General features: G+C 49.0%; 9 protein-coding genes. 8 read left to right on the forward strand and 1 reads right to left on the reverse strand.

Annotated elements, in window-relative coordinates:
* Positions 1–13 precede the first annotated feature (13 nt).
* The 8 genes from ilvC to ACI3EW_RS04815 all read left to right on the forward strand — a co-directional run bounded on the left by ilvC (position 14) and on the right by ACI3EW_RS04815 (position 11,894).
* Complete coding sequence (ilvC, locus tag ACI3EW_RS04780; protein WP_485663310.1) at positions 14–1,027, forward strand: ketol-acid reductoisomerase; 1,014 nt, start codon at positions 14–16, stop codon at positions 1,025–1,027.
* Between the two features lie 215 nt (positions 1,028–1,242).
* The gene (ilvD, locus tag ACI3EW_RS04785) at positions 1,243–2,889 is read left to right on the forward strand and encodes a dihydroxy-acid dehydratase (protein WP_118322369.1); all 1,647 of its coding nucleotides are present in this window, start codon (positions 1,243–1,245) and stop codon (positions 2,887–2,889) included.
* 144 nt (positions 2,890–3,033) lie between these two features.
* Complete coding sequence (locus ACI3EW_RS04790) at positions 3,034–4,347, forward strand: ATP-binding protein (RefSeq protein WP_118298850.1); 1,314 nt, start codon at positions 3,034–3,036, stop codon at positions 4,345–4,347.
* A gap of 460 nt (positions 4,348–4,807) precedes the next feature.
* Entirely contained in the window at positions 4,808–5,617 is an 810-nt protein-coding gene (gene spo0A, locus ACI3EW_RS04795; protein WP_118298830.1) for a sporulation transcription factor Spo0A, read from the forward strand.
* Between the two features lie 237 nt (positions 5,618–5,854).
* Positions 5,855–7,300 carry a glycogen synthase GlgA gene (glgA, locus tag ACI3EW_RS04800; protein ID WP_405582449.1) on the forward strand — a complete coding sequence of 482 codons (1,446 nt, stop codon included), beginning with the start codon at positions 5,855–5,857 and terminating at the stop codon, positions 7,298–7,300.
* A 190-nt stretch (positions 7,301–7,490) separates the two neighbouring features.
* A complete protein-coding gene (locus ACI3EW_RS04805) occupies positions 7,491–7,940 on the forward strand; it encodes a divergent PAP2 family protein (RefSeq protein ID WP_118529338.1) in 450 nt (149 codons plus the stop codon).
* A gap of 295 nt (positions 7,941–8,235) precedes the next feature.
* The gene (gene ppdK, locus ACI3EW_RS04810) at positions 8,236–10,875 is read left to right on the forward strand and encodes a pyruvate, phosphate dikinase (protein ID WP_405582452.1); all 2,640 of its coding nucleotides are present in this window, start codon (positions 8,236–8,238) and stop codon (positions 10,873–10,875) included.
* A gap of 119 nt (positions 10,876–10,994) precedes the next feature.
* A complete protein-coding gene (locus tag ACI3EW_RS04815) occupies positions 10,995–11,894 on the forward strand; it encodes a ribokinase (protein ID WP_118529340.1) in 900 nt (299 codons plus the stop codon).
* A gap of 247 nt (positions 11,895–12,141) precedes the next feature.
* Here the strand turns inward: ACI3EW_RS04815 and ilvN are convergent, their stop codons facing one another.
* The gene (gene ilvN / locus ACI3EW_RS04820) at positions 12,142–12,615 is read right to left on the reverse strand and encodes an acetolactate synthase small subunit (RefSeq protein ID WP_118727895.1); all 474 of its coding nucleotides are present in this window, start codon (positions 12,613–12,615) and stop codon (positions 12,142–12,144) included.
* Positions 12,616–12,619: the final 4 nt, after the last annotated feature.

The following is a 12,619-nucleotide window of genomic DNA, read 5'->3' on the forward strand; positions in this document are numbered from 1 at the left end:
GGAGAAGAAAACTATGGCAACCATGTATTATGAGAGAGATTGTAACTTATCACTTCTTGACGGAAAGAAAGTAGCTGTTATCGGCTACGGTTCTCAGGGTCATGCACATGCTCTGAACTTAAGAGATTCCGGCGTTGACGTAGTAGTAGGTCTTTACGAGGGCTCCAAATCTGCTGCAAAGGCAAAAGAGGATGGCTTCACAGTTATGCTCACAGCAGACGCTGTTAAGGCAGCAGACATCATCATGATCCTTGTAAACGATGAGAAGCAGGCAGCTCTCTACAAGAAAGACATCAAAGATAACCTGACAGCAGGCAAGACACTTGCATTCGCTCACGGCTTCAACATCCACTTCAAACAGATCGTTCCGCCGGCAGATGTAAACGTTATCATGATCGCTCCGAAGGGACCGGGACACACCGTTCGTTCCCAGTATGTTGGCGGCAAGGGCGTTCCGTGCCTCGTAGCTGTTGAGCAGGACCCGGCTGGAAACTCCATGGAGATCGCAAAAGCATACGCTGCAGGCATCGGCGGAGCAAGAGGCGGTATCCTCGAGACAACATTCAAGGAAGAGACAGAGACAGACCTCTTCGGTGAGCAGGCAGTTCTCTGCGGCGGCGTTTGCGCATTAATGGAAGCTGGTTTCAACACACTTGTAGAAGCTGGTTACAAGCCGGAGAACGCATACTTCGAGTGCATCCACGAGATGAAACTGATCGTAGACCTGATCTTCAACGCTGGTTTCGAGGGAATGAGATACTCCATCTCCGATACTGCTGAGTATGGTGACTATGTAAGCGGTAAGAGAATCATCGGCGACGAAGCTAAGAAGGCTATGAAGCAGGTATTAACAGAGATCCAGGATGGTACATTCGCTAAGAACTGGATCCTTGAGAACCAGGTTGGCAGAACAACCTTCAACGCAGCAAGAGCAGCACACGCTGATACACTTGCAGCTAAGACAGGCCGCGAGTTAAGAGCAAAGATGGGCTGGAAGCAGACACAGGATCTTGACGAGGCTAAATAGTCGCGTAGGAAAATGAGCAGTGCAAAGGCGGCGGGGAAAGATTCACGTTGTGCTTGCACATAAGTGAATCTTTGCCGACGGCTTTATAGGGCGAATGCCCGCGCACGAACGGACGCAAGTCCGCGAGTGTGGCACTGCGGGGCAGCGAAACCCTAAAAAAATTCTTCAGGGCCAGGCATCACCGCCTGGCTCTGGATTTCATAAGGAGAAAAACAATGAATTCAGATAAAGTAAAAGCAGGCGTAGAACATGCGCCGCACCGTTCCCTGTTAAAGGCAGACGGATACAACGATGAGCAGATGCGCCGCCCGTTCGTCGGCGTCGTAAACTCTTTCAACGAGATCGCTCCGGGTCATATGCACTTACAGAACATCGCACGTGCCGTAAAGGACGGTGTTCTCGCTGCAGGCGGAACCCCGATGGAGTTCGATACGATCGGTGTCTGTGACGGTATCGCCATGGGACATGACGGAATGCATTTCTCTTTAAGCTCCCGCGAGCTGATCGCTGATACCATCGAATGTATGGTAAAGGCACACTGCTTTGATGCTCTCGTATTTATCCCGAACTGTGATAAGATCGTTCCGGGTATGTTAATGGCAGCAATGCGTCTGAACCTTCCGTGTATCTTCGTGTCCGGCGGTCCGATGCTCTCCATCAACCAGAGAGACTTAAATACTGTATTTGAGGCTGTCGGCGCAAGAAAAGCAAACCTGATCAACGATGAGGAACTCGCTGAGATCGAAGGAAGCTCCTGCCCGGGCTGCGGTTCCTGTTCCGGTATGTTCACCGCAAACTCCATGAACTGCTTAACAGAAGTTCTTGGTCTCGGCCTTCCGGGAAATGGTACGATCCCGGCTGTATACGCAGAGCGTATCCGCCTTGCAAAGACAGCTGGTATGCAGGTTATGAAGCTGCTTGCCGATGATATCCGTCCGCGTGATATCGTAACACCGGCAGCATTTGAGAACGCGCTGACAACCGATATGGCTCTCGGCTGCTCCACAAACTCCGCACTTCATCTTCTTGCGATCGCTCACGAGGCTGATATCGCTCTTGACCTTCATATGATCAACGACATCAGTGAGCATACTCCGAACCTGTGCCATCTTGCACCGGCCGGACATCACCACATGCAGGATCTGATGGAAGCAGGCGGAATCTCCGCAGTATTAAAAGAGCTTCTCGATGCAGGAATGATCCAGGGACAGTGCAAGACTGTAACAGGAAAGACGGTTGCTGAGAACGTTGCACATGCAGTAAACCGCAATCCGGAAGTTATCCGTCCGATCGACAATCCGTACACAAAGACAGGCGGACTTGCCGTTCTTTTCGGAAACCTTGCTCCGAACGGCGCGATCGTAAAACGTTCCGCTGTAAAACCGGAGATGTTAGTCAACACCGGTACTGCAAAGTGCTTTGACTCCGAGGAAGAGGCGATCGCTGCGATCTACGCAGGAAAGATCGTTCCGGGCGACATCGTTGTCATCCGTTACGAGGGACCGGCAGGCGGCCCGGGAATGAGAGAGATGCTCTCCCCGACATCCGCGATCGTTGGCATGAAACTCGATACGACCGTTGCTCTCCTGACAGATGGCCGTTTCTCCGGTGCATCCTGTGGTGCAGCAATCGGACATATCTCTCCGGAGGCAGCTGCAGGCGGCCCGATCGCTTACATCAAGGACGGCGACAAGATCGCGATCGACATCCCAAACTACAGCTTAAAGCTTCTCGTTTCTGATGAAGAGATGGAAGAGAGAAAGAAGACCATGAAGATCCGTGAGCCGAAGAAGCTGACCGGATACTTAAAACGCTACGCAAAGAACGTATCCTCCGCAGATAAAGGTGCGATCGTAGAGTAGGCGAAGGATTCATAGGGCAGATGCCCGAAGCTTCCTGACCGCGAAAGCAGACAAGAAGATGTACATCGAAATTGAAGAAAATGAAAAAGGGCGGCGGGCTTGTTGAGAAGCTGCGCCGTCCTTTGCATCAAGAGAGGAAACCATATGAATGAGATCGTATCAAACCTGCTCGTATACGGCAGCCTGCCGGAAGACTCGATCCTCTGGCAGCTTGCGGATATCTGCGAAAAATTAAAAAATCAGACAGAGTCCAAAGACGCACTGCGCGGACGCGTATTCCATCAGGTAAAAAATCTTCTGACGGTTGCAACAGACTATGCATTTGATAAAAATTTATGGCATAATTACCTGACCTTCCTGCTGATCACGAACGAGAATCCGTTCAGCCTCGTCTGTGAAAAGATGGGGGCTCAGGACGGAACGGTCAACAACTTTGTGACTCATGACTTTGAGATGTTTAAAAAGCTGTTCGACTATGATTTCTCCTGGATGGAAAAAGAACTTTCCATCGACTGCTTCACCCAGCTGACTCACTATAAGGCGATCCGCAAAAAAGAGCTGATGTACAATAAAAATGTCAGCGAAAAGGTGAGAAATTTAAGTGAACAGCTTGAGACGGCTGAGTCCGGAGCTGATTTCTTCAAATATGTGACGGAATTCTACAAGGACTTCGGTGTCGGCATGTTCGGTCTCAACAAGGCGTTCCGCATTGCTGAGAATGGAGACGGCTCCGTCCGCTTCCTCCCGATCAACAACATGGATGCCGTGATGCTGGACGACCTCATCGGATATGAGCTTCAGAAGAAGAAACTTGTGGAGAATACCCAGGCGTTCTGCGACGGAAAAGCGGCGAACAACGTCCTGTTGTTCGGCGACAGCGGTACCGGTAAATCCACGAGCATCAAGGCGATCGTCAACCAGTTCTATCCGCAGGGCCTGCGCATGATCGAGATCTACAAGCACCAGTTTAAGGATCTCTCGACGATCATCGCCCAGATCAAGAACCGCAATTACAAGTTCATCATCTACATGGATGATCTTTCTTTCGAAGAATTTGAGATCGAGTACAAGTTCTTAAAGGCCGTTATCGAAGGCGGCGTTGAGACGAAGCCGGACAATGTCCTGATCTATGCGACATCAAACCGCCGTCATTTGATCAAGGAGACATGGAAGGACAGAGAGGATATGGAGCACAGCGAAGATCTGCACCGTTCCGACACTATGGAAGAAAAACTCTCCCTGGTCAACCGTTTTGGACTTTCCATCTACTATGCGAAGCCGAACAAGGAAGGCTTCAACGAGATGGCGATCGCACTTGCGAGACGTGCAGGCATCACTCCGGATATCATGACGGACGAGGAGATCTGCTACGAGGCGAACCGCTTCGAGATGCGCGGCGGCGGACTTTCCGGCCGTACTGCCCAGCAGTTTGCGAATTACCTGCTCACGATCAAATAAGAATACTTACAGAGTACGAAGCCCTGGTATGGAGACATGCCGGGGCCTTTTTTGTTTAACAGGAAATTCCGAAGGAACTTCCTGTTAAACAAAAAGGCGCTACGTGCCTAAGATGCACACTCGCGCGAAGATGAAGATTGTCGCAAGCGACCGCGCTCGGCGCGAGAATGTGCCGAGGCACATTCTTTTGTATAACTGTTTCGACTCGAAAATTCGCTAAGATCCGCTAAGAGAATGCTGAAAAATATTTAGATATTTACAAAATAATAGAATATAGTCAGAAAATGACGAGCAAAAACCCGAAATCACACCTGTTTAACCTTGAATTCGACAGAAAGAAAATCGTATAATTTCTACATTCCTACCGGAGAAGATCAAAACGTGAAAGATCGCGGCGGCTATCCGAAAGGATCAGGGGAAATGAAAGAAAAAGAACGCAGAGTGTAACAGGAGGAACATTATGGCAGAATTATCAATTGCGATCGCGGATGACAACAGACAGACTTTGAATTTACTTGGCGAGATCCTGGAGAAAGAGGACGGGATCCATGTGGTTGGAAAAGCAGATAATGGCGAGGACGCATACAATATGATCGTCCGAACAAATCCGGATATTGTCCTCATGGATGTGATCATGCCGAGACTTGACGGAATTTCTGTCATGGAAAAGATAAAGAATAACACACAGATGAAGAACCACCCTTCGTTTATCATGGTGACGGCAGCCAGCAGTCAGGATGTGACAGAGGATGCGTTCCGCCTCGGAGCGAATTATTATATCATGAAACCGTTCAACCGCGACGTGATCCTGGACAAGATCCGCAGAGTCTGCCGCGGACGGGCGAAAGCGGCGGGCAATGTACATACGGAAATGAAACGGGTACAGCCTTATCTCGACAAGGAGAACTACATGGAACAGAATCTGGAGACGGATGTGACCCAGATGCTGCATGAGATCGGGATCCCGGCACATATTAAGGGATATCAGTACCTGAGAGATGCTATCATCATGTCGGTCCGGGATACCGAGATGCTGTCATCGGTCACGAAGATCTTATATCCGACGATCGCGAAGACCCATAAAACGACGCCGAGCCGCGTGGAGCGCGCCATCCGCCATGCGATCGAAGTGGCCTGGGGAAGAGGAGAGCTCGACACACTGAACAGCCTCTTCGGATATACGGTAAACGGCGGCAAAGGCAAACCGACAAATTCAGAATTTATTGCATTGATTGCAGACAAAATCCGACTGGATTATAAACGAATCTGAAAAATCTGAAAAAACAAAAAAGACCCACTTTCTAATTTTACAGGGATGTGTTATACTGAATCTAATAGCGGGGCACAGAGCGCTGTTCACTGGCAGGGATCTTTTGAACGGAAGATCCCGTATGATGCAGTTCTGGCTGCGGATCCTGCCGACAGGGGATGGAAAGACCGACGGGATCACGTTACCGGGTCCAAATCGGTGAACGGTAACGCAAGAAAAGTGGAAGGATGGGTTATCATGAAAAAAATATTGTTTGTCGCTTCCGAAGCTGTACCTTTTATCAAGACGGGCGGACTTGCCGATGTTGTGGGTTCCTTACCGAAATGTTTTGATAAAGAATATTTTGATGTTCGGGTCATGATCCCGAAATATCTCTGCATCAAAGATAAATTTTTGAGCAACCTTACTTATGTAAATCATTTCTATATGGACTATCTGGGACAGAGCCGTTATGTCGGGATCCTTGAATATGTTTATGAGGGGATCACCTTCTATTTTATCGACAACGAGAGCTATTTCTGGGGAGATAAGCCGTATGGAGACTGGTATTACGATCTGGAAAAATTCTCATTCTTCTCCCAGGCGGCCTTATCCGCACTCCCGGTAATCGGTTGGAGACCGGATGTGATCCACTGCCACGACTGGCAGACCGGACTGATCCCGGTATATCTGAAAGGCAGATTCGGCGAGGGCGAATTCTTCCGCGGGATCAAATCCGTTATGACGATCCACAACCTGAAATTCCAGGGCGTTTGGGATGTGAAGACGATTCAGAGATTTTCCGGTCTTCCGGACTATTTCTTTACTCCTGATAAGCTGGAAGCTTATAAAGACGGAAATATGTTAAAGGGCGGTCTCGTGTACGCGGATGCGATCACGACGGTCAGCAATACTTACGCGGAGGAGATCAAGACTCCGTTCTACGGGGAAGGACTGGACGGACTCATGCGCGCCCGCGCCAATGATCTCCGCGGTATCGTAAACGGAATCGACTACGATGTATTCAACCCGGAGACGGACCGGGATATCGTTCAGAATTATAATGCGAAGAACTTCCGAAAAGAAAAAGTCAAAAATAAACGCGCACTCCAGGAAGAGCTCGGACTTGCCAGAGATGATAAGAAATTTATGATCGGTATCGTCTCGAGACTCACGAGCCAGAAAGGTCTCGACTTGATCCAGTGCGTTATGGACGAGATCTGTACAGACGATGTCCAGTTAGTGGTCCTCGGAACCGGCGATGAGAACTATGAAAATATGTTCCGCCATTATGACTGGAAGTATCACGACAGGGTATCGGCGCAGATCTATTATTCCGAGCCGCTGTCCCACAAGATCTATGCGGCCTGCGATGCCTTCCTGATGCCTTCCTTATTTGAACCGTGCGGACTGAGCCAGCTCATGGCGCTCCGGTACGGCACGGTGCCGATCGTCCGTGAGACCGGCGGCTTAAAGGATACGGTGTGGCCGTACAACGAGTTTGAGGGAACAGGAACGGGATTCTCCTTTGCAAACTACAATGCCCACGAAATGTTAAACATCATCCGCTACGCGAAACATATCTTCTACGATAAGAAGCGGGAGTGGAACAAGATCATTGACCGGGCTATGGCTGTAGATTTTTCATGGAATAGCTCCGCAAAGAAATATCAGGAATTATACGACTGGCTGATCGGATATTAAGTTGTTCACACAATCCATTCCCGCCCACGCATCCATGTGGGCGGGAATGTCATTTACGCGAACAACGAGCCAGAGTCCGCGCTTGCGCGAGACCCTGGCGACTGTCGCGATAACAAGGGGAGACCCGCGAAGCGTGCTTTCACTTGTCTGAATAGCCGCCTGATAATGATCTTACAGAAAAGAGGAAAACATGACGATATGGAATGAACTTCTGGGAAACCAGGTGCTGATCAGTGCTGTGCTGGGGTGGACGGTCGCGCAGTTTTTAAAGACCGTGATCGATATGGTCCTGAACCGGTCTTTTAATCCTGAACGGATCTTCGGGTCAGGCGGAATGCCGAGCTCCCATTCGGCTACCGTCTGCGCGCTCACAACAGCTTCCGGAATGAAATACGGAGTCGGAAGTTTTGAGTTTGCCGTCAGCTTTGTCCTTGCGATGATCGTAATGTACGATGCGATGGGCGTGAGACGGGAGACGGGAAAACAGGCGAAGCTGCTGAATAGTGTATTTTTTGAGAATATTCTGAACCTTGATGGAGTATTTCTCCAGGAAAAATTAAAGGAATACGTGGGACATACGCCGCTGCAGGTAGTTGCCGGGGCGATCCTGGGGATCCTGATCGCAGTGCTCATTGGTTAATTGTACTAAATTGAATATAAAATATACACAATTATGTCTAAAGAGTATTGCGAAAAAACACGAAAATATGTGAAAAAATCACGAAAGATTTACAAAGGGATGTTGCAAATTTTGGCAACATCCCTTATAATATGTACAGACCTTTTTTCCGACACTCAATTTTTTTGTGCGAAATCTCTAAAACCAGAGATCGTGTGATGGGGCATGGGGGTACCGCAAGGGGAGCAAAGAAATGAGGGCAGCCACAGACATCTTAAGTCTAAGCTAAATCTAATTCTAGGAGGAATAACAACTTATGGCAAAGTGGGTTTATAAGTTTGAAGAAGGCAGTGCAGCTATGAGAAATCTTCTCGGCGGCAAAGGTTGTAACCTTGCTGAGATGACAAATCTCGGTATGCCGATTCCGCAGGGATTCACAGTAACAACAGAAGCCTGCACAGATTACTATAACAGCGGAAAGCAGATCACAAAAGAGATCCAGGACCAGATCTTCGAAGCTCTTACATGGCTCGAGGGCGTAAATGGAAAGAAATTCGGTGATACAGAAGATCCGTTGCTCGTATCTGTACGTTCCGGTGCGCGTGCATCCATGCCGGGTATGATGGACACCATCTTAAACCTTGGTTTAAACGATGTAGCGGTTGAGGGCTTCGCAAAGAAGACAGGAAATCCGCGTTTCGCATATGACTCCTACAGAAGATTCATCCAGATGTATTCCGACGTTGTTATGGAAGTTCCGAAGTCCTACTTCGAGAAGATCATCGATGAGATGAAGGAAGCAAAAGGCGTTCACTATGATACAGAGTTAGACGCTAACGATTTAAAGGAACTCGCTGAGAAGTTCAAAGCTGTATACAAAGAGGCTATGAACGGCGAAGAGTTCCCGCAGGATCCGAAGGAACAGTTAATGGGCGCTGTAAAAGCAGTATTCCGTTCCTGGGACAACCCGCGTGCGATCGTTTACCGTCGTATGAATGATATTCCGGGTGACTGGGGTACCGCAGTAAACGTACAGACCATGGTATTCGGTAATAAGGGAAATACCTCCGGTACAGGCGTTGCGTTCACCCGTAACCCATCCACAGGTGCAAAGGGCATCTTCGGTGAGTATCTGATCAATGCACAGGGCGAGGACGTTGTTGCCGGTGTTCGTACACCGCAGCCGATCACCCAGCTTGAGAAAGATCTTCCGGAGTGCTACAAGCAGTTCATGGAACTGGCTATGAAACTTGAGAATCATTTCCACGACATGCAGGATATGGAGTTCACGATCGAGGAAGGCAAGCTCTACTTCTTACAGACACGTAATGGTAAGAGAACTGCTCCGGCTGCAATCCAGATCGCATGCGATTTAGTAGATGAGGGACAGATCACTCCTGAGGAAGCTGTTTGTAGAATCGAAGCGAAATCCCTTGATCAGTTATTACATCCGACCTTCGATCCGGCTGCATTAAAGGCAGGCGAGGTTATCGGACAGGCTCTTCCGGCTTCCCCGGGTGCTGCAGCTGGTAAAGTCTGCTTCACAGCAGATGACGCTAAGGCAGCTGGTATCGGCGGCAAGGGCGAGAGAGTTATCTTAGTTCGTCTTGAAACTTCTCCAGAGGACATTGAGGGCATGCATGCGGCCCAGGGCATCTTAACAGTTCGTGGTGGTATGACGTCTCACGCTGCAGTAGTTGCACGTGGTATGGGTACCTGCTGTGTATCCGGCTGCGGCGAGATCAAGATCGACGAGGAGAAGAAGGAATTCACACTCGGCGGACATACCTTCCACGAGGGCGATTACATCTCCTTAGACGGTACAACAGGTAAGATCTACAACGGTGATATCAAGACTCAGGAAGCATCCGTAGGCGGAAACTTCAAGAGAATCATGGATTGGGCTGACTCCTTCAGAAAACTTGGTGTCCGCACAAACGCTGATACACCGGCTGATACAAAGAACGCAGTTAAGCTTGGCGCAGAGGGCATCGGCCTTTGCCGTACTGAGCATATGTTCTTCGATCCGGAGAGAATCCACAACTTAAGAAGAATGATCGTTTCTGATACTGTTGAGGCAAGAGAGGAAGCTTTAAGCAAACTCCTTCCGTACCAGAAGGGCGACTTCAAGGCTATGTACAAGGCACTCGAGGGCAGACCAATGACAGTCCGCTACTTAGATCCGCCGCTGCATGAGTTCACTCCTAAGACAGAGGAAGAGATGGCAGAGCTTGCAAAAGATATGGGCAAGACTGTTGACGAGATCAAGAAGAAATGCGATGAGCTTCATGAGTTCAACCCGATGATGGGTCATCGTGGATGCCGTCTTGCAGTTACCTATCCGGAGCTTGCAAAGATGCAGACACGTGCGATCATGGAAGCTGCGATCGAAGTAAAAGAAGAAGATGGATATGATATCATTCCGGAGATCATGATCCCGCTCGTTGGCGAGAAGAAAGAGCTCAAATTCGTGAAAGATATCGTTGTTGAAGTTGCTGAGCAGGTTAAGAAAGAGAAAGGCTCCGATATGCAGTACCACATCGGTACAATGATCGAGATCCCGCGTGCAGCTCTTACTGCAGGCCAGATCGCTGAGGAAGCTGAGTTCTTCTCCTTCGGTACAAACGACCTGACACAGATGACATTCGGCTTCTCCCGTGATGATGCCGGTAAGTTCCTTGATTCTTACTACAAAGCAAAGATCTACGAGTCTGATCCGTTCGCAAGACTTGACCAGACTGGTGTTGGCCGTCTCGTAGAACTCGCTGTTAAAGAAGGACGCGCAACACGTCCGGAGTTAAAGTGCGGTATCTGTGGCGAGCACGGTGGAGATCCGTCTTCCGTAGAGTTCTGCCACAAGGTTGGCTTAAACTACGTAAGCTGCTCACCGTTCCGTGTACCGATCGCAAGACTTGCTGCTGCACAGGCTGCTCTTCATGAGAAAGGTTACAAATAGGATCTGACTGACGCAGAACGAAAATCTGTATCATTATAAATGAAAAGATAAAATCCCCCGGAAGCGATTCTGGGGGATTTTTGACAAAAGAGTTTTCGGGAGATCCCGGGGAGAATGTTATGAAAATTATCAATATCGGTTCTTTAAACATCGATCGGATTTACGGTGTGGAACATTTTGTCCAGCCGGGGGAGACGATCAAAGTGCATACATATTCTGAGGCCTGCGGAGGTAAGGGATTGAATCAGTCGATCGCCGCTGCGCGTTCCGGAGCGGAGGTACACCATGCAGGTGCTGTGGGATCTGACGGAGGAATGCTTCTGGAAATTCTTAGAATTTCCGGAGTTCATACAGGAAAAACGAAGATTCTTTCAGGAGCAAGCGGTCATGCCGTGATCCAGGTGGACAAAAACGGGCAGAACAATATCATTATCTGCGGGGGAGCAAATGATGCTGTCTCAATGGGCATGATCGACGATGCTCTAAGGGAAATCAGTGAAGGAGATATCGTCCTTCTCCAGAATGAGATCTCCAATGTGGGATATGCCGTGGAGCAGGCGAAGAAAGCCGGGGCAAAGATTGCCCTGAATCCATCACCAATCAATGAGAATCTGAAGACGATCCCGATGGATCTTATCGATTATTTTATTCTCAACGAGATCGAGGGGAAAGAAATTTCCGGTGCAGAGAGTGAAGAGCCGGAAACGATCATGGGAAAATTAAAGGAAAAATATCCGAAAGCAGCTTTTGTCCTGACGTTGGGAGAAAAAGGTTCCTGGTATTTTGATGAAACCCGGTGCTTTAAACAGGAAATCTATAAGGTAAAAGCAGTGGATACGACCGCGGCAGGGGATACGTTCTGTGGATATTTCCTTTCGGGACTCACAAAAGGAAAAGAGATCCCGGAAATCCTAAAAACGGCGAGTGCGGCAAGCGCGATCGCGGTCAGCAGGAGTGGAGCGGCGCCGAGCATCCCTACATATGAAGAAGTCGAGAAATTTATGGCAGAGCGCAGCTAAAAGGGACTTACGGATCTGTCATTGACAGCTGCATTCGGATGTTGGCATCGAAAATATCCGGTATCGTCAGAAAGTTATAAATAGCGGTATCACTGTTTGCAGCAATCAGCTGAAGAGCTATAAAAAATGTCATGAAAGAAAGCATTGAGTAAAAAGCTTCCGTTCATGACATTTTTTGATTTACGTGAACAACGAGCCAAAATCCGCGTCTGCGCGAGACCCTGACGGCTGTCGCGATAATGGGGAATCAGTCTTTTGACATACAGATCGTTCCAGTCCTCTGGAGCTCCAGGATCCCGAAGCTTCTCACAAGCTCGATAAAGTCCGTGATCACATCCGGAGCGGCATGGAACTCAATGACCATGCTCTTCGGGGAGACGTGGACGATCTTTGCACCCATGACGCTGCAGAGCTCGATCAGGGAACTGCGGTTTGCCGCAGAGTAGGAGACCTTGATGAGCATCATCTCGAGAAGGACGCTGCGGTTCTCTTCAAGGCGGCGCACCTTGATCACGTCAAGCTTTTTGTTTAAGTGTTTCTCGATCTGATCGACCGTGCGCTGGTCGCCGGTGGAGACGATCGTCATGCTGGAAATATCGTGGCGTTCGGTCTCACCTACGGCAAGGCTGTCGATGTTGAAGCCTCTTCTCGCAAAGAGACCGGATATCTGGGAGAGAACACCGTCTTTATTTTCTACAAGTACAGAAAAAATACCTTTCATCTTG

This window comes from Pilosibacter rotomagensis (genome assembly GCF_045062245.2).
In the GTDB taxonomy this organism is placed as follows: Bacteria; Bacillota; Clostridia; order Lachnospirales; family Lachnospiraceae; genus Pilosibacter.